Below are 18,069 nucleotides of genomic sequence, written 5' to 3' on the forward strand. Positions count from 1 at the left end.
CACACATATCGTATTTTATTATTATAATACATTTTTGTCTATCGAAAAAGGCCGCCTCCGTTGAAGAACGACAGTCTCCGGCCCGACTACCTTGCTCTTGTTACGGATCATACTTGATTGTCAAATGCAATAGGCAGTATTTACGTTCGGACAACTGACGGGTAAATGAGCATCTGTTAATGTAAAATGAGAGTCCCCAACGATACCTGCACCCTCTTTTTATCAGCTCCCCAACCACTTAAAAAGACAATTTTTTATACTTGTCTGTTTAATGCTCTTCATATGATGCTTAGCAATACGCCATAATAAGCAGTTTGACTCTCCGCTTTCAGATCAGGAGGAATCATCGCATAAAGGGCTTCTGCGCCTTGTAAGGTCCTGCCTGAAAATCGTTCATCATCCAAAGATCCAACAGCCGGTATGGCTCCGAATGCCAGGATCTGTTCTTTTCGTTTTTCCCTGGAACTGATAACGACGACCTCACGATCGTGCGTACCGGTAGTTTAACTAAGGGCAAACTCATGTTTCCTAAAGAACCGGTAACAACAATTCGCATTAATATAGGTATCTTTCTCTTTTATTACACACTGAGCAAGTCCCGTTTTTACGCTATTTATTGTCGCGGCAGTTATACGTAAAAACGGTCTCAGTCATTGATTTGAAATGACTTAAGACCGTTGTTTTACTACTCTTCATCCCAATCGTCAGGAATCTCCCCATTATGATAGACGTCCTGAACATCATCAAGATCTTCGAGAGCATCTATCAGATTTTCCAATTTACGTCCCCCTTCTTCATCAAGGGCGATCGTATTATCGGGAACCATGGTAATCTGGGCATGTTCGGTTTCAATATGATTATCAGCCAACGCTTTTTCTACGGCATCGAAAACTTCGGGAGCGGTCTGAATTTCAAAGGAATCTTCTTCAGCCTTCACATCGTCAGCGCCGGCTTCGAGCGCAATTTCCATCAACCGGTCTTCATCGGCCTGATCACCGGCAACGATGAAAACACCCTGGTTTTTGAACATCCAGGCGACACAACCCGTTTCGCCAAGGTTGCCGCCATGCTTTGAAAAAAGATGGCGCACTTCGGCGGCGGCGCGGTTGCGGTTGTCTGTCAACACATTGACCGTAACGGCAACACCGGCGGGACCATACCCTTCATAAATAATTTCTTCGTAGCTCTGTCCTTCCGAAGCGCCGGCGCCTTTTTGAATGGCCCGCTTGATGTTTTCCTTCGGAATATTGTTTTCTTTCGCCTTTTGCAACGCCAGCTTTAGGCGCATATTCCCCGTAGGATCCGCGCCGCCCATGCGAACGGCAATCGTAATTTCACGGCCGATCTTCGTCGTAATCTTACCGCGAATCGCATCGTTTTTGCCCTTCTTACGTTTGATATTTGCCCACTTTGAATGTCCGGACATAAATTCTGCCTCCCTTTTTATTGCCACCATTCTTCGCCGGCCAGCCGATCCAAGATGATCGCCGCTGCCGAGCGGACTGAAAGGTGATTGTAATCGCCTGCACCGTAAATCGGTTCCAGAATAAAATCAAATTTTTCCATCATTTCTTTCGTCATGCCGTAGCCGGTACCGAATAACAGCAAAATCGGTTTGTCTTCTTTTTCACGGCGCCAGCGCAATTCCCGATACGAAATCGTATTGGCATACGTGCGCGCATCTGTCGTAACAACGTAAGGACGCTGCCCTTCCGCTGCGGTGACGGCGGCGACGGCTGCCGCCACGTCGGGCTGAACGGAGACGATATCGAAGGCTGCGGTGCGATAAGAATTATATTTCTTACCGACAGGGCCGCGCCAAAAATCGAGTATCTTGTGAACCATATCGAGTTGTCCCGCCACATGGTGAATAATGAAATACTGCTTTACACCGTACGTCCTGGACGAACGGGCAAGATCGTGAAGATCATAATTCGTTATGGCCGTAGCAACGACACGAAAGTTCTTATCATATATGGGATAATGTACCAACCCTACGTATAGCGGTGCTTTCATCGTTTCTTTCCCTCGCCTTGCTGCAGAAATTCCAGATATTGCCTGTCGCTGTCAGACAGACAGGCCTGCGCCAAGAGATCCGGACGTTCCCGAAGAGTCCTTTCCAGCATCTGCTCGCGCCGCCATTTTTCTATTCTGGCATGATCGCCGCTGCGCACCACATCCGGTACCGCCATCTCACGAAAAACGGCGGGTTTCGTATACTGCGGCTGTTCCAACAGCGATGCGGCGAAAGAATCGGCAGCGGCGCTGCCGGCAGCACCGAGCACGCCGGGAATCATGCGGGCAACGGCATCGACAACGGCCATCGCAGGAATTTCCCCGCCAGTCAGGATGAAATCGCCGAGAGAAACGGTTTCGTCAACGAGTCCTTTTTCGGCGCGATAATCAATTCCCTCATAGTGGCCGCACAGAATGATCAGCTGATCGTAAGCTGCAAATTCCCGGGCTGTCTGCTGGTCAAAGCGTCTGCCCGCAGGCCCCATGAAAATGATATGGCGCTTCGGCACCTGCCGTCGCACAACTTCCACGGCGGCATAAAGCGGTGCCGCCTTCATCAACATGCCGCAGCCGCCGCCGTAAAGCGTGTCGTCAACCATATGATGCCGGTCAAACGTAAAATGACGGGGATTCGTCACATCCAGATCCAGAAGTCCTGCCGCTCTGGCCCTGCCGATAATGCTGTGTTCATAAAAAGCTTCAATGAACTCGGGAAAGAGAGAAATTATATCTATTCTCATTCGTCTATCCACTCCGGTGGGTCAACTGTCATTTTCTTTTCTTTAGTATCGATGTTTTTTACGACGTCAGGGATTGCTGCCAAAAGAATCTCTTCGCCGTCTGCGGCGGTAACGACGTAGACATCGTTGCTGCCTGTTTTCAAGATATCCGTAACCGTACCCAGTCGCGTGCCGCCCAGATCATAGACGGCCATGCCGATAATCTCAAAGACATAGTGCTGCCCCTTTTTTAACGGCATCAGTTCTTCGCGTGTAACCTGCAATTCCTTGCGGAGCAACCTTTCTGCGCCGTTACGATCGTCAACGCCGGCAAACTTCATAAGCACGACATGTTTATGAAAACGGGCATGACTGATATCGTATCTCCGGCCGTCAATGTAGACGGACTTCATCTTCAAAAAACGTTCGGGAAAATCGGTATCGGGATAAATACGAACATCACCCCGCACACCGTGCGGGGCAACAATCTGACCAATCGTAAAAAATTCCTTTTCAGCCATCATATATTATTGGCGAAAGGCGATGATCTTATCGTCTTCCAATAAGATTTCCATGCCCATCAATTTGCCCAGGTCATCGCCGACCTTGACTTCCACGGTCTGCTCCAGCTGTCCCTGCCTGATTTCGGAACCGATTTCCAGGCCTTGCGCCTGGTCCCGTTCAAATTCGGCCTTTGCCTTAGCCGCAGCAATACGTTGTTTTTGCTCTTCCACCTTTGCCCGCAGAGAAATCAATCCCTGAGCATCGATTTTAGCCTGTTCGGTCATCATCCGTTTGGCTTGGAATTCCAAATTCTGCGATTCCTTTTCGATATTGGCCAATACCTGCTCAGAATCTCTCAGAATCTTGTCTTTCAGCGCCTGCGTCACTTTTGATTTTACAGTAACAGGCACGCGCAACGTAATCTGATCCATGGTTCCTCCTATACAATATCCACTGATACTTTCTTGTCTGCCTTCACTGCCGCAGCCTTGACGACAAGGCGCAACGCTTTCGCGATTTTGCCTTGTTTGCCAATGACTTTCCCCATATCTTCCGGTGCGACATGAAGCTGATACACTTCGAGGCCTCTTTTTTGAATTTTTGTAACCGTAACTGCCTCCGGCTGTTTCACCAACGCTTTGGCAATACATGCAATCAATTCTTCCATCGTATCCAGCCTCACTTACTTTTTGGATGCTTCAAACTGAGCCATAATGCCGGCTTTTTTGAAAAGAGAACGAATCGTATCGGTAGGCTGTGCGCCTTTACCAAGCCAGGCCAGGGCTGCTTCCGCATCAACGGTCAATGCGTCTGCCGCTTTAGCCGGATCATACATGCCCAGCGTTGCAACGGGGCGGCCGTTCTTGCGGGCATCGCGAGCGTCGGCGACGACAACGCGGTAAACCGGTTTTTTCTTAGCCCCTAAACGAGCTAAACGGATTTTGATCATGAGTTTTCACCTCCTTCAAAGGATACTCCCCATTCCGGGGCTTCTATTAAAAGGGAAGACGAGGCATGAAGCCGCGCCCTTTGTTTTTTGCTTTTTTCGCCTGCTTCATCATTTTCTGCATTTCTGAAAACTGCTTCAGCAAACGGTTCACATCCTGCACGCGCGTGCCGCTGCCGCGGGCGATTCTGCGCTTGCGGCTGTCCTTGATGAGCATTTTCGGATTGGAACTGCTTCGCTCCTTTTCCGTCATGGAACGGATAATAGCTTCAATGTGCTTCATTTCCTTGCCGTCCATATCAACTTTATCCAATTCTTTCTTATACTTTCCTATTCCCGGTATCAGGCTCATAATACCGCCGAGATTACCCATTTTTTTGATCATCTGCAGCTGCTTCAGAAAATCGTTAAACGTAAAAGCGCCGCTCTTCATGGTCTCTTTCATCTCGGCCATCGATTCTTCGTCGAAAGCGGCCTGCGCCTTTTCGATGATCGTCTCAACGTCACCCAGATCAAGGATGCGGGATGCATAACGGTTGGGATGAAATTCTTCCAATCCGTCCGCCTTTTCGCTGACGCCGATAAATTTGATCGGCTTTCCCGTAACGGCTTTAATCGACAGCGCCGCACCGCCGCGGGCATCACCATCAAGCTTAGTCATGACCAGTCCGTCAACGCCCAGGGCCTGATCAAAAGCTGACGCTGCCGTAACCGCATCCTGACCGGTCATGGCGTCGACAACCAGGAGAATTTCGTGGGGATGGACACTGCCTTTGATGCGAATCAGCTCTGCCATCAATTCTTCATTGACGTGCAGGCGGCCTGCCGTATCGATGATAATGACATCGCGGAGATGCCCCAGCGCATAAGGGACGGCCCGTTCGGCGATGCCGACCGGATCCTTGCAATCCTCTTCCGTATAGACCGGAATGTCAAGGTCCTGTCCCAGCACCTGAAGCTGCGTAACAGCAGCCGGACGATACACGTCGCAAGCCACCAGGAGCGGCTGTTTCCCTTGCCCTTTCAACTTCTTCGCCAGCTTTGCCGCCGTCGTCGTCTTCCCGGCGCCTTGCAGACCTGCCAACATGATGATCGTCGGCGGCCGTGAAGAGATCGCAATGCGGCTTTGCGTTCCGCCGAGAAGTTCCGTCAATTCGTCGCGAACGATTTTAATGACCGTCTGCGACGCATTCAGACTGCTGAATACTTCTTCTCCGACAGCCTTTTCCCTAACCTTTTTGATGAAATCCTTCGTGACCGCAAAGTTGACGTCTGCCTCCAAAAGGGCGCGGCGTATCTCTTTCAGCGCTTCATTAACGTCATCTTCCGAGAGTTTGCCTTTGCCGCGAAGCTTTTTAAAAGCCGACTGAAAGCGTTCGGAAAGACTTTCAAATGGCATGAGGACCTCCTTCTTTACAGTTCGATGCGATGTAAAATTCGTTTTGCTTCTTCTATTTCCGCCGTACTGCCGCCTTCCAGAAGGCGGGCGGCCATTTCCACTTCCCGTTGCAGAACCTGCGCCCGTTCCAACAGGTGCAGCTTCGCTTCGTAATGTTCCAATGACTGCGAGGCGCGATGCAGCAAATCATGAACGCCTTGCCGGGATATTTCCAAATTTACGCCGATTTCGGCGAGAGAAAGATCCTGATTGAAATACATGTCCATACATCGTTCCTGCCGTTCCGTCAGTAACGGCCCGTATATGTCCAACAGCCGCCCTTTGCGAAGCACATCTTCCAACATGATTTCACCGCCTCTGTCATTCGTACGTTGCAAGTATACAGGAAAGGGAAAGGGGTGTCAAGTATTTTTACTTGTCACCTCTTTCGGTCTGCCATCCTTTAATGATGGAATAAACGGAGTCCTGTCATCGCCATGGCCATATTATATTTATCGCACGTTTCAATGACATTGTCGTCGCGAATGGAGCCGCCTGCCTGTGCAATATATTCGACGCCGCTGCGATGGGCGCGTTCAATATTGTCACCAAAGGGGAAAAAGGCATCGCTGCCGAGAGCCACGCCGCGAAGTTGTGCGACCCACTCTTTCTTTTCCCGCCCGGTCAAAGGCTCCGGCTTTTTTGTAAAGAACTGCTGCCACACACCGTCGGCAAGGACGTCTTCCCAATCATCGGAGATATAAACGTCTATCGTATTGTCACGATCAGGGCGACGGATATCATCCCTGAAAGGTAACGCCAACACCTTCGGGTTCTGCCGGAGCCACCAGACATCGGCCTTATTCCCTGCCAGGCGCGTACAGTGGACGCGCGACTGCTGTCCGGCACCGACGCCGATCGTCATGCCGTCTTTAACATAGCAAACCGAATTTGACTGCGTATATTTCAAGGTAATCAGCGCCACGAGCAAATCACGCTGCGCGCTTTCGGGAATCTCTTTGTTGCGCGTCGGCCGAACGGCAAAAAGATCCTTTGTAATGACCGCGTTATTGCGGTCCTGCTCAAAGGTAACGCCGAAGACCTCTTTATGCTCCGGCACTGCAGGCACATAAGCGGCGTCGATCTTCAATACGCAATACGAGCCTTGCCGTTTTTCCTTCAAAATTTTCAACGCTTCTTCCGTATATCCCGGTGCGATAACGCCGTCTGAAACTTCCCGTTTCAGCAGCGTCGCCGTCGCGGCGTCGCACGTATCGGAAAGGGCGACGAAATCGCCGTACGAACTCATGCGATCAGCGCCACGGGCACAGGCATAGGCTCCGGCCAACGGCGACAGTTCCAAATCGTCAACGTAATATATCTTTTTCAAGGTATCGCTCATTTCAACAGCCACGGCAGCGCCTGCCGGACTGACATGCTTGAACGAGGCCGCAGCCGGCAGTCCTGTCGCTGCTTTCAGTTCTTTAACTAATTGGTAGCTGTTCAGCGCATCGAGCAAATTGATATAGCCGGGACGGCCGTTCATAACTTCAAGCGGCAAGTCGCCGCCGTTTTTCATATACACTCTCGTCGCCTTCTGATTGGGATTGCATCCGTATTTCAATTGCAGTTCTTTCATCGTCATTTCCTCCTGGGAATAAAAAAAACACCGACACTCCCGGACTCATTTGCCCAGACGGTCGGCTTTTTATCGATCATGCTCCCTGTGGTCAGCCCACTTCCGTCAGTCACATGATTCCTTTTTCATTATACAAACTGGCTCGCAGCCTTGTCAACAGACGGATTTTACTCGACGACATCACGAACGGTAATCTTCAGAATGTCGACGGACATGCCTGTCGTATACTCGATGTCGTCCTGCAGCGAACAGCGGATCCGCTGCATCAGCGTCTTAATATGGACGCCGTACCGGACGGTAACGCCCAAAACGACGGCCAGTCCGTTGCTGCCCGGCACATAATTCTTCGCCACCTTGACGCGGTTTACCTTGACGATACCGTCGATCCCGGCCAAACAATGACGGATCAGAGCGAAAAAGACGTCATCAGAAAAGATGAGCTTACCGTAATAACTGAAGATCGGTCTGACAACGGACTGTTCGAAATCAGGTCCTTTTTTGCCGCTCCGGTTGTGGAGAAACGAACGGATCGGATCGAGGAGATAGCCGTGAAAATGGGATTTCAATTCCATTGTCGGCACGGGAATGATATGTTTTCCCTCCGCTTTGCGGATGGCTCTGGCTTTGGCGATCTCGGCGGCGCAGGAAACCTCTTCAATCCGGATATACGCATCGACAGGCGGCAAATACAAGGCTTCGCGGATGCGCTGCACCATGTGCTTCGATGTCCCCAGGATCAACAGTTTTTCCGGCTTTACCCGGCTCAGCGCCTCGCGGACGGCTGCGGCGTGAGACGGCTCAAGAAAGATGGCGCAGCGAACGGCGCGCATGCGATTGGTCTCATCTTTTGCGGAACAGCCGGCAATAATGCGGTTCTGATAGATGAGAAGACCGTCGTCAATGATGCTGTCAATATGATTGTCATAAGCGACAACCAGCGCATGGTGGCTTTTGCCGGTGCCGCTGGGGCCGATAAATCCGATAATTTTCATTTTCTCATCCTTTATAAGAAAGGAGCGGCTGCAACGGCGCCGCATCAAAGGAAAAAACGCCGAGACCGTCAGGGTAGCGGCCGATCGTGCCGTGGTAATCGGAACCGCCGCTGACCAGCCAATCCTTTTCCCGCGCAATGCCGAGAAATTCGTCATACCGGCCCCGATTCTTCGGATGATATACCTCTATGCCGTCGAAGGGATGCTGCAAGACCTGCGGCAAGGCCGCTTTAAGCAGCGACGGGTGCGCTAAAAAGGACAGGCCGCCGGCACGGTGAATGAGTTCAATGCAGGCGTCGATATCGTAACGATCATAGGGAACGTAAGCCGGGCCGTTACGGGAAAGGATCCTTTCAAAGACCGCAGAAACTGATGAAAAATAGCCTTTTTCCACCAACATAGCCGCAATATGCGGTCTGCCGACAGTACCGCCGCGCCGCAGTATATCATTGACAACGGTGAGATCAAGCGCATAGCCGAGAGCCGTGCATTTCTCAACGATCTTTCTTGCCCGTACTGCGCGCCGCTCCTTGAAATCGCGGCAATAGTCCTGCAACTCTTCGTTCGCCGGATCCAGATGATAGCCGAGAATATGGACATCTTCATCGGCGCAGTCACTGCTCATTTCAATGGCGCTGATAATCTTTACACCATCATGCAGCCTGTGCGTACCGTCATATGCCGCCATCGTATCGTGGTCGGAAATAGCGATGACGTCAAGCTTTGCCGCCGCAGCCATTGCCGTCAGTTCCGCCGGCGTGTGGAGACCGTCGGAACAAGTTGTGTGCATGTGCAGATCCGCCTTCATCATCGTCCGCCTCGCAAAAATTCCAGAATCGTCTTGACCCCTACGCCGGTAGCGCCGCTGAAACCGCTTTCATCCTTTTTTTCACTAAAAGCGGTTCCGGCAATGTCGAGATGAATCCAGGCCGTTTCAGGCTTCACGAATTGCTTGATGAATTGCGCCGCCACGATAGCACCGGCGCCGGATCCGGTCGAACCGACATTTTTCAAGTCGGCAACAGTGCTTTTCAACTCCTCTTCGTATTCCCTGTCCAACGGCAGCTGCCAGACCTTTTCATGAGCCCTGCCGGCGGCAGCAAAGAATCGGTTCATCCACTCCTGATCATTGCCGAACATGCCGGAACGAATCGTCCCCAAGGCGGTAACACAAGCTCCTGTCAGCGTCGCCAAGTCGATGATCCTTGTCGCGCCCTTCTCCTGCGCATACGTAACGGCATCGGCGAGGATAAGGCGGCCTTCGGCATCGGTATTCTTAATTTCCACCGTATGACCGTCATACATCGTAATCACATCGTCAACGCGGTAAGACATGCTGGACGGAACGTTTTCCGCCAAAGGCATGACAGCAACGACATTGATCGGATATTTCAGCAACATCAGCGCCCGCATAACTCCCAGCGCGGCGGCGGCGCCGGCCATGTCGTCTTTCATGAATTCCAGCGCGGCGTGACTTTTTAAGGACAAGCCGCCGCTGTCATAAATAATCCCTTTGCCGACAACGGCTACCGTCTCTCTGCTGTCCGGATCGCCTTTGTAAGACAGCGTCAACAGCTGCGGCGGGTTCATGCTGCCTTTACCGACGGCAACAATTCCTCCCATATTCCGCTTTTCCAGATTCCATTTATTCATGACCTCGACTTCCATGTTGTCGCCTTTGCAAATAGTTGCCGCCAAGTCGCAGAACCGGCGCGGCGTCAAGTCGTTGGAAGGCGTGTTCACCAGATCACGGGCCAGATACACGCCTTCATAGATGGAAGAATATACATAGCAAAGCGTATTGAAATCCTTTATTTTCAGGCTGGACGTAATCAGGTTGATATTTTTTATCGACTCTTCCTCCGCCTCTCGTTTATAGCGATTGAACGCATAATTACGATACAGCAGTCCGTCGATCAAAGATACCATATCCATTTCCAAGGTATCGATGAATACGGCCAACTCCGTAACGCCTTCCGACATGGCAGCGGCAGTGATGCGTTTGGCAGCCAAAAAATCTTCGTGCATGCTGTAACGGAGCGGCTTATTTTCCAGTCCGACGAGAAAATACGTACGCACCCTGTCTTCATACAGACAGTGAAAGGTATGTATCGACCGATAATGCAGCAATTCCGGCCTGTTGTTCACATAGGCTCGAAGAAGCTCCCCTTCTTCTTTTGACAAATGGGATAACGCGCGCAAACGCTTATCAATGCCGAGAGCAATCGCATCCGGATTGCCGCTGCCGTTACATGTAATCATGATACTGCTTCCTCCGTGAGATAAATTCAGATATTCTTTTTAAATTATACTGTTATCGACGCTCATAAATCAAGAACCTGAGCCTTTTCCGAAGCCAGAAGCGATTCTGCGGCGGCAATATTGTCTCTGACGACGCGACAGCAGCGCCGAAATTCTTTTTCTTCTTCCGCCGTCAGCGCATAGTCCATTACCTTCTCCACGCCGGCGGCACCGATGACGGCGGGACAACCGCAATAAATGCCGTATTGGCCGTAAGGCCCGTCCAAAAAAGCGCTGACCGCCATGATCTCTTTCGTATCGTGAAAAACGGCGTCAATGATCTTCATCGCCGTCGAACAGATGCCGTATTCCGTTGCCCGCTTACCGCTGTACACGGCCCAACCGGCATCGATGGTCTGTTGCCTGAGGCGGTCTCTGTCGAAGTCGAACGGCGCCTGTGCCGCCACTTCGGTCAAAGGACGGCCGCCGAAACGCACGAGCGACCACGGTACCATTTGTGCAAATCCGTGTTCCCCCATCATATACGCCGTAATCGAGCCGTGTGATAGCCCCGTGCTTTGTGCCAGAAAATTGATGAGCCGTGCCGTGTCGAGTCCCGTGCCGGTACCGAAAACACGTCGTGCCGGCAACCCGCAACGGGCAGCCAAAACAGCGGTAACGACATCACAGGGATTCGTAATATTGAGGAGAATGCCGTCGAAGCCGCAACGCTTGATTTCCTCACCGCAAAGGGCGGCCGCTTTTACGGTATAGTCCATTTCATCATTCCTGTCTTCCGTCACATATCGTTCTGTCGGCCCCAAGGCATTGACGAGAAGATCACAGTCTCTCAGGTCAGCCCATGTCGCGGCACCGTACGAAATACGATGAGGCATGTATTTGACGGCGTCCATCAGATCCTGACACTGACTGGTCAACAAATTTTCGTTTATATCCAAGATCCGCACCTCATCGGCACTTCCCTTCAGACCGACGGCATAAGCAACATGAGCGCCGACATGACCGGCACCGATAATTCCCAGAATTCGCTTTTTCATGATCTTAATCCCTCACGTTTCTTTTCTTTCCGATATAGCTTAAATTTCCTGTGTTTTTACCATTTTATCACACGTCGCCTGACTCACTGAAAAAAAATTTGAAAACACTGTTTTCTTTACGACAGTTGATTTACAATAGAAATATAGCTTACCGTATCCGATAGGAGGTTTTCTATGAAATCACTGATTATATATTATTCACAAACGGGCCGCACCAAAGCATTGGCCGAAAAGATCGAAAGCCGCTTTCACTGCGATGTCATCGCCTTGACGCCGCAGAAAAAATACGGTAATTATCTCCTTGCCGTTCTCCAAGCCGGCTGGGAAAAAATAACGCGCCGCATCCCCGGCGTAACAGCGTCCATACCGAATACGTCCCAGTATGACGCGATCTTTATCGGCTACCCCGTTTGGTACTACGACGTCCCCGCCTTCATGACACAATTTTTGAAGAAATGCGATTTTGAAAACAAAACGGTTATCCCCTTTGCTACATCCGGCTCAACGGACATCATCGCTACGCTGCAAACGCTGGAAACCGCTTGCGCCGGTGCCGTCGTCAGGCATCCGTTCATCTGCCGGCGTCGTGACGGTGACACCAGTAAGGCCTGGCTTGATGCCATTGAAAAGGACCTGTCTGAATTCATATAACCCTGCTTGATATCGTGAAACCCGCCCTCCGTCACCAGACTGCATCTGGTGACGGAGGGCGGGTTTCATCCGTATACGCTCATGCTGCACAGCGACGACACTCTGCGCTGCCATAACGGCTTCACACAGTTCCGGCTCAACAGCCCCTGTCCCGGAAAACACCATTGTTTTCCTCCTTACCGGCACGATTGCACACACTTCCGCGCCGCGACACGGGCGTCTACGGATGACCGCCCCGCCTTTTCGTGCAGTGAAAAAGATCAACCCGATCAATCGGCGCCGTACACCTCTTTGGCCAAGGTAAAAGCCGCCCATGCTTTCGGCCAGCCGGCATAAAATCCGAGCTGTGTAATGATCTCCGCCATTTCCTCCTTGGTTACGCCGTTCACCTTAGCCGTCAGCAGATGGTATTTAAGGGAACTGTCCGTAATCCCCTGTGAAATGAGTGACGAAACCGTAATAATGCTTCGTTCCTTCAACGACAGCTTATCGTTGCGTGACCACACTTCACCGAAAAGGATATCGTCATTGTAACGGGCGAAATCGGGAGCAAAACGTCCCAACTGGTCCCGCCCCGCCGTCTGCACTATTTTCTGCGCCTTACGCCGTATCTCCCTGTCATCTTGATTAGTCATCGCTGCTTCCTCCAAACTAAAAATAAATTGCAGTCATCAACCGGCGCCGACAGAACAATCCGCCGCCGCTGCCTTCATTGTAAGAGGAATGACCGGTTCTGTCTAATGCCTGTCGGAAAACCACATACATACCTTTTACCTATGCCTCATCAACCAGTAATCTTGCACTCAAAAAATTTCTCTTCCTCATCAATAACGCCTTCAAGCTTTGTCGAAGCCGTGCCGGCAAAGCGGAAACCGCAAGCCGTATACAAAGCCGCAGCGGCGGTATTGTAAAACCAAGTATCGATGCGCACGGCTTTGTAACCGTGAGCCGCTGCATATTCGAGAGCATAGAGGACCATCTTCTTCCCGTATCCGCGCCGCTGCTGTGAAGGCGGGATGCACAAGGTGTGAAGCACCATAATTTCCTTTGCATCATGCACGTAGCGCCAAGGAATCAAACGGTATTCCTTTCCCTGTTTTTCGTTTAAAATCATGGACGCGCAGAGTTTACCGCCTTCAGTCAGCACAAACATCGACCCTTCCCCGACGGCCAGTTCCGCCGTCCGGCGCACCGGATAAAGACCGAGAACCCAGTTCGACGCGGTACCGTGTGCCGCTTCATAGGTCAATAATTCCGTATACGTCGCTTCCACTGCGTCGATATCGGCTGTCGTCGCCTGTCTGATTTCCATGTTATCAGCTCCTGTAAAGAAAATGTATATTCACAGTATACCATTGTGCTTTTATCACCTGCAAGGCGAGACGAAAAAAAGTGCCTGCTTCGAAGAAGAGGCACTTTTTCAATATTAGCCATGTAATTCGCGATCCAATTTTTCCAACCGTTCAATTCGTTCTGCCGTCGGCGGATGTGTACTGAAAAGGCTGGCCAGTCCGCTGCCGATACCGGAGAACGGATTGATAATGCACATATGCGCCGTCGCCTTCGTCGCTCCGGGAAGAATCCGGCGATGAGCGTAATTATCGATCTTCGCCAGCGCTCTGGCCAAGGCCAGCGGATCATCGCTCATCCGGCCGCCTTCTTCGTCCGCCATGTACTCCCGTGTGCGGGAAATACCGAATTGAATCAGCGACGCCGCCAACGGCGCGATGATAATCGTCGCCAACAGTCCGATAATACCGCCGCCGTTATCGTCATCATCGCCGCGGCCGCCGCCGAAAATGGCCGCCCACTGCGCCATATTGGCAATCATGGAAATAGCGCTGGCAAAACAGGCAACTATGGTACTGATCAAAATATCGCGATGCAGGACATGAGACAGCTCATGGGCCAAAACGCCGCGGATCTCTTCGTCATCAAGCATGTCCAAAATACCAGCCGTCGCCGCGACCGCCGCATGGGAAGGGCTGCGTCCCGTGGCAAACGCATTGGGCACGTCCGTCGGAATAATATATACTCGCGGCATCGGCAACTCGGCGCGCTGCGCCAACTCCGCTACGATCCGGTACAAGCGGTGCGACTCGCCGACCTCTTCGGCGCGGTACATTTTGAGCACCATCGAATCACTGAACCAGTATGAGAAAAAATTCATGGCAATGGCGACAACGAACATGATCATCATACCCTGACGACCGCCGAAAATATTGCCGATAAGTATCAGAATGCAGGCTAAAAGGGTCATGAGAAAAACCGTCTTGATACTGTTCATTTATATCACCTCAAGTAAGTCGTAAAAGTCAAAAGGTAAAATTGGTATTTTCATTATAGCGAAGAGTCCGTTCCCTGTCAACCGCTATGCCTTGAGAACGCTGTTATTATACCGCCGTATGCGGACGATATATTGGCCGTCATCCGCTTTTTTGCCGTCAAAGGACACGACAATGGTAACATCTTTTTGAACCCACGTCATCTGATTTCCCGATTGTGATTCCGGAAAATCTTCTACGCCTGCATATATCGTCGCAATAATACGACTGTAAATAGCTTGCGCCACCTTCTTCTTATCTGTCTTAAAATAGTTTTCAAAGGCCAATACACGGGCCTTGGCGGCAGTCGTTTCCGTATAAACCGATACGCCTTCGGTAACCTTCACGTCATTGGCAACAGTACTGCGTTCGGCCCATTCTGTCAGAGCCTCGGGACGGCTGTAAAAGGTCCAGTCGGAAAGCACGGAAAAGTTGGCGGAAAAATCACTGCGCGGCATACCGAGGTAAAGCGTATGATATGCCGTCAACGGATCAATCGCCGCTTCATCAACGGACTGGTTGTAATCGAAGGCCGCAAAAGACTGCATGCCGGAAAAAATCGTCAGAAAAACTGCCGGAAGAAAAAGTCGCTTCATATGCCGTACCTCCTTACAGGAATAGGGAAAAAAATATGCCAAACACTCCCAACACAAGACGTTGCAAGGGAATCAATATATACGAAAAAACAGGTGTCATAACGAAAACGATCAGAATCAGGAACGAATACCTCTCCAACGCCGCCAACCGGTACGACCATCGTGACGGCAACAGAACGGTGAGCAAACGGGAACCGTCCAGCGGCGGTATGGGGATCAGGTTGAAAATAGCAAAGTTGACATTATAGAGAACGATCAAGTCGAGAACCAGATTCAGTCCATGCGAAAACAGAAGCCCCGTTTTAAATAAGCAGACCTTGACGAACATAGCCAGAAAGGCCAACAGCAAATTCGCCGCCGGACCGGCAAGCGAAACGCAAACTTCCCCTTTTCGCCAATTTTTGAAATGGTTGGGATTGATCATGACCGGCTTGGCCCAGCCGAACCGGGCGACAAAAAGCATGATCAGACCGATAGGGTCAATATGCACCACAGGATTCAAAGTCAGACGGCCGGTCATACGCGGCGTCGGATCCCCCATCCTGTCGGCAACAAAGGCATGGGCGAATTCATGAAAAACCATCGCCATAAGCAAACCGGGAATACCGGCGATAATACTTGCAAAATCAAATCCGAACATCATGTCCTCCTAACAGACAGTATCTGGCAGTGCATCCCCTCTTTGTCTTCGACGTAAAAGGTGATAAATTCAGTATATCATAAACAACGCGTTTTTCCTATGGAAAGCAAGGGGAATCACCTGTGCGAATACGAAAAAGACGCTCTTTCCCAGGAAAGAACGTCTTGATAACGATTACCTTCTCTTTTTCATAATTTCATGCCGCATCTGTTCCATGTTAGCCGCAAACGCATCGGGGTCGGCCATAGCCATACGCGTATAGAGGACATCGCCGATCGCCATGTGGATCAATCGCGAAGCGCCGGCTTCGGATGAATAGTTCACTTCCCGGCCCATGCCGTGCAGGCAATAGTCCGACAGCTTGGCCAACGGCGACTGCAGATGGCTGGTAATGGAAATAATTGATGCCCCTCTATTTCTGGCCGCCTCAACCGACTGGAGCAGTTCGTAAGAAGCGCCGCTGTGAGAAACGGCAATTACCGCATCGGCTGCCGTCAGCAGCGCAGCCGAAGTCACCTGCATGTGCGGATCCGCATACGCCTGAACGGTCAATCCGAGCCGCACGTAGCGCGCCGCCAGATCCTTGCAGACCGTGGCCGAATTGCCAAAACCGTAAATGGCGACTCGCCGCGCCCGGCGCAGGACGGCCGCCGCCGCGTCTACCGTCTCGTAGTCCAATAAACGCAGCGTATCCTGCAAGCCTTCCGAAAGGTTCTGAAATACCTTTTCCGCAACGACGCGACACGAATCACTTGCCTCGATATCATGGTATTCTTTCATTTCATTGGCAGTGAGATAGGCCGTCAAAGCCCGTTTCAACTCTTGCAACCCGTGAAATCCCAGCTTTTTGCAAAAACGGGATACGGTAATTTCCGAACTGCCCGTCGCCGCGGCAATACCGGGAATCGTCTCTTTCATGATCCGCCGCGGCCGCTGCGCAATATAGGCGGCGATCTGTCGTTCCGATTTCGTCAACCCTTCATACGCGCCGCGCAAAAAAGGTATCCGTTCGATTTCTTCCCGAGACATGATCAATCCCCCGCTCAGGCAATAAACAGGTTTAAGACCATGACGCCGATGAGCCCCATAAGCGAGATAATCGTTTCCAAAGCGCACCAGGTGCGCGCCGTTTCTTTAACGGTCAGCCCGAAAAACTCTTTAAAGAGCCAAAAGCCGGGATCATTGGGCGGGCTGAAGATAAGCGAACCGGCGCCGGTGGCCAAGACCATCAGTTCCGGATTGGCACCGGTAGCAGCGCAAATGGGAGCGGCAATCCCACCGGCCGTCAACGCGGCGACAGTCGCCGAACCGCAGGCCGTTCGAATGACGGCAGCGACGAGCCAGGCCAACAAAAGAGGCGACAAATCGGCACCGGCAACAACATTGCCAATATAAGCGCCGACACCACTGTCGATCAGAATCTGCTTCAGCGCGCCGCCGCCGCCGACGATGAGCAGGATCATGGCAATGGCCAGAACGGCATCCTTTACGGTTTCCATAATCTCTTTCATCGCCTTACCGCGGCCGATGCCGAAAGTATAAACGGCAATAGCCACGGAAATCGTCAACGCCATGTCGGGTTGGCCGAGGAATTCAAGCGTTACAGCCAACGGTGAAGCCTGATCCAGAACAAGTTTGGCAATGGCCGAAGCCGCCATCAGGACAACGGGAACAAGAGCGGTAAATACGGAAATGCCGAAGCCGGGCATTTCTTCTTCGCTGAAAATTTTCGGATTATATAAGCCCTGCGGAATGGCCGGATTGATATCCTTCGTAAAATTATAGTACACAGGTCCGGCAACGATGGCTGTCGGGATCGCTAAAATCGCGCCGTAAACCAACGTCGTCCCGATATCGGCGTTATAGATAACGGAAATGGCCGTCGGCCCCGGATGGGGCGGTAAAAAACCGTGGGTAACGGATAAAGCCGCAGCCATGGGGATCCCCACTTCAAGCAAGGGTATCTTGGCTTCCGCCGCGATCGTAAAGACCAAAGGAATAAGCAGGACGAAGCCGATTTCATAGAATAAGGCAATACCGACAATGAATCCGGTCAGGCATACGGCCCATTTGACATTCTCCCTGCCGAAAACGCGGATCAGCGTCGTTGCGATTCGCTGCGCACCGCCGCTTTCGGCCATCAGCTTACCGAGCATGGCGCCGAAAGATACGACGATCGCCAAGCCGCCCAAAGTTCCGCCCAACCCTTTTTCAATGGTCGGAATCAATTTGGTCAAGGGCAATCCTTCGGCAATGCCGACGAGACCGGCTACAAGCAGCAGGGCCAGAAAACTGTTCAGCTTGACCTTGACAATGAGGAAAAACAGGATGAGTATACCAATGGCTAAAATAACTAATGGCATAA

The 18,069-nt window shown here is 51.4% G+C and carries 22 protein-coding genes and 1 riboswitch; of the genes, 1 reads left to right on the forward strand and 21 read right to left on the reverse strand.

Annotated elements, in window-relative coordinates:
* Positions 1-685: 685 nt before the first annotated feature.
* The 14 genes from HMPREF1250_RS02255 to HMPREF1250_RS02320 all read right to left on the reverse strand — a co-directional run bounded on the left by HMPREF1250_RS02255 (position 686) and on the right by HMPREF1250_RS02320 (position 11,493).
* Complete coding sequence (locus HMPREF1250_RS02255) at positions 686-1,426, reverse strand: YebC/PmpR family DNA-binding transcriptional regulator (protein WP_023052999.1); 741 nt, start codon at positions 1,424-1,426, stop codon at positions 686-688.
* A 17-nt stretch (positions 1,427-1,443) separates the two neighbouring features.
* A complete protein-coding gene (locus tag HMPREF1250_RS02260) occupies positions 1,444-2,016 on the reverse strand; it encodes an RNA methyltransferase (protein WP_023053109.1) in 573 nt (190 codons plus the stop codon).
* Positions 2,013-2,756: a tRNA (guanosine(37)-N1)-methyltransferase TrmD gene (gene trmD / locus HMPREF1250_RS02265; RefSeq protein WP_023052983.1), complete on the reverse strand. Its 744-nt coding sequence runs from the start codon at positions 2,754-2,756 to the stop codon at positions 2,013-2,015. The genes HMPREF1250_RS02260 and trmD overlap by 4 nt, the downstream gene beginning before the upstream one ends.
* The gene (gene rimM, locus HMPREF1250_RS02270) at positions 2,753-3,256 is read right to left on the reverse strand and encodes a ribosome maturation factor RimM (protein ID WP_036242422.1); all 504 of its coding nucleotides are present in this window, start codon (positions 3,254-3,256) and stop codon (positions 2,753-2,755) included. The genes trmD and rimM overlap by 4 nt, the downstream gene beginning before the upstream one ends.
* Before the next feature lie 6 nt (positions 3,257-3,262).
* Positions 3,263-3,670 (reverse strand): YlqD family protein, encoded by a 408-nt coding sequence (locus HMPREF1250_RS02275; protein WP_023052977.1) that lies wholly within the window; start codon positions 3,668-3,670, stop codon positions 3,263-3,265.
* A gap of 8 nt (positions 3,671-3,678) precedes the next feature.
* Complete coding sequence (locus tag HMPREF1250_RS02280; RefSeq protein ID WP_023053087.1) at positions 3,679-3,906, reverse strand: KH domain-containing protein; 228 nt, start codon at positions 3,904-3,906, stop codon at positions 3,679-3,681.
* A 15-nt stretch (positions 3,907-3,921) separates the two neighbouring features.
* Positions 3,922-4,188, reverse strand: coding sequence for a 30S ribosomal protein S16 (rpsP, locus tag HMPREF1250_RS02285; RefSeq protein WP_023053113.1), 267 nt, complete (start codon positions 4,186-4,188; stop codon positions 3,922-3,924).
* Between the two features lie 46 nt (positions 4,189-4,234).
* Positions 4,235-5,584: a signal recognition particle protein gene (gene ffh / locus HMPREF1250_RS02290; protein ID WP_023052932.1), complete on the reverse strand. Its 1,350-nt coding sequence runs from the start codon at positions 5,582-5,584 to the stop codon at positions 4,235-4,237.
* Positions 5,585-5,598: 14 nt separating this feature from the next.
* Positions 5,599-5,928: a YlxM family DNA-binding protein gene (ylxM, locus tag HMPREF1250_RS02295; protein WP_023052979.1), complete on the reverse strand. Its 330-nt coding sequence runs from the start codon at positions 5,926-5,928 to the stop codon at positions 5,599-5,601.
* Positions 5,929-6,026: 98 nt separating this feature from the next.
* Complete coding sequence (locus tag HMPREF1250_RS02300) at positions 6,027-7,202, reverse strand: phosphoribosylaminoimidazolecarboxamide formyltransferase (RefSeq protein ID WP_036242374.1); 1,176 nt, start codon at positions 7,200-7,202, stop codon at positions 6,027-6,029.
* A gap of 44 nt (positions 7,203-7,246) precedes the next feature.
* Positions 7,247-7,325, reverse strand: a riboswitch (ZMP/ZTP riboswitch).
* 44 nt (positions 7,326-7,369) lie between these two features.
* Positions 7,370-8,194 (reverse strand): Asp23/Gls24 family envelope stress response protein, encoded by an 825-nt coding sequence (locus tag HMPREF1250_RS02305; protein ID WP_023053063.1) that lies wholly within the window; start codon positions 8,192-8,194, stop codon positions 7,370-7,372.
* A gap of 4 nt (positions 8,195-8,198) precedes the next feature.
* A complete protein-coding gene (locus tag HMPREF1250_RS02310; RefSeq protein ID WP_231391267.1) occupies positions 8,199-9,005 on the reverse strand; it encodes a PHP domain-containing protein in 807 nt (268 codons plus the stop codon).
* A complete protein-coding gene (locus HMPREF1250_RS02315) occupies positions 9,002-10,456 on the reverse strand; it encodes a leucyl aminopeptidase family protein (RefSeq protein WP_023053096.1) in 1,455 nt (484 codons plus the stop codon). The genes HMPREF1250_RS02310 and HMPREF1250_RS02315 overlap by 4 nt, the downstream gene beginning before the upstream one ends.
* A 62-nt stretch (positions 10,457-10,518) precedes the next feature.
* Positions 10,519-11,493 (reverse strand): lactate/malate family dehydrogenase, encoded by a 975-nt coding sequence (locus HMPREF1250_RS02320; RefSeq protein WP_023052986.1) that lies wholly within the window; start codon positions 11,491-11,493, stop codon positions 10,519-10,521.
* A gap of 174 nt (positions 11,494-11,667) precedes the next feature.
* Here HMPREF1250_RS02320 and HMPREF1250_RS02325 point away from each other — a divergent pair, with 174 nt between their 5' ends.
* Positions 11,668-12,144 carry a flavodoxin gene (locus tag HMPREF1250_RS02325; protein WP_023053076.1) on the forward strand — a complete coding sequence of 159 codons (477 nt, stop codon included), beginning with the start codon at positions 11,668-11,670 and terminating at the stop codon, positions 12,142-12,144.
* 269 nt (positions 12,145-12,413) lie between these two features.
* Here the strand turns inward: HMPREF1250_RS02325 and HMPREF1250_RS02330 are convergent, their stop codons facing one another.
* From HMPREF1250_RS02330 to HMPREF1250_RS02360, 7 genes are all read right to left on the reverse strand, one after another.
* The gene (locus HMPREF1250_RS02330) at positions 12,414-12,779 is read right to left on the reverse strand and encodes a carboxymuconolactone decarboxylase family protein (RefSeq protein WP_023052980.1); all 366 of its coding nucleotides are present in this window, start codon (positions 12,777-12,779) and stop codon (positions 12,414-12,416) included.
* A gap of 149 nt (positions 12,780-12,928) precedes the next feature.
* Entirely contained in the window at positions 12,929-13,456 is a 528-nt protein-coding gene (locus HMPREF1250_RS02335; protein WP_023052991.1) for a GNAT family N-acetyltransferase, read from the reverse strand.
* A gap of 114 nt (positions 13,457-13,570) precedes the next feature.
* Positions 13,571-14,431 carry a zinc metalloprotease HtpX gene (htpX, locus tag HMPREF1250_RS02340; protein WP_023052998.1) on the reverse strand — a complete coding sequence of 287 codons (861 nt, stop codon included), beginning with the start codon at positions 14,429-14,431 and terminating at the stop codon, positions 13,571-13,573.
* An 84-nt stretch (positions 14,432-14,515) separates the two neighbouring features.
* Positions 14,516-15,064, reverse strand: a complete 549-nt coding sequence (locus tag HMPREF1250_RS02345; RefSeq protein WP_023053059.1) for a hypothetical protein — start codon at positions 15,062-15,064, stop codon at positions 14,516-14,518.
* A 13-nt stretch (positions 15,065-15,077) separates the two neighbouring features.
* Positions 15,078-15,707 (reverse strand): site-2 protease family protein, encoded by a 630-nt coding sequence (locus HMPREF1250_RS02350; RefSeq protein ID WP_306306233.1) that lies wholly within the window; start codon positions 15,705-15,707, stop codon positions 15,078-15,080.
* Between the two features lie 171 nt (positions 15,708-15,878).
* A complete protein-coding gene (locus HMPREF1250_RS02355; protein WP_023052934.1) occupies positions 15,879-16,733 on the reverse strand; it encodes a MurR/RpiR family transcriptional regulator in 855 nt (284 codons plus the stop codon).
* Between the two features lie 14 nt (positions 16,734-16,747).
* Positions 16,748-18,067 carry a gluconate:H+ symporter gene (locus tag HMPREF1250_RS02360; protein ID WP_023052962.1) on the reverse strand — a complete coding sequence of 440 codons (1,320 nt, stop codon included), beginning with the start codon at positions 18,065-18,067 and terminating at the stop codon, positions 16,748-16,750.
* Positions 18,068-18,069: the final 2 nt, after the last annotated feature.

The organism is Megasphaera vaginalis (ex Srinivasan et al. 2021), assembly GCF_000478965.1.
GTDB classification, from domain to species: Bacteria; Bacillota; Negativicutes; order Veillonellales; family Megasphaeraceae; genus Megasphaera; species Megasphaera vaginalis.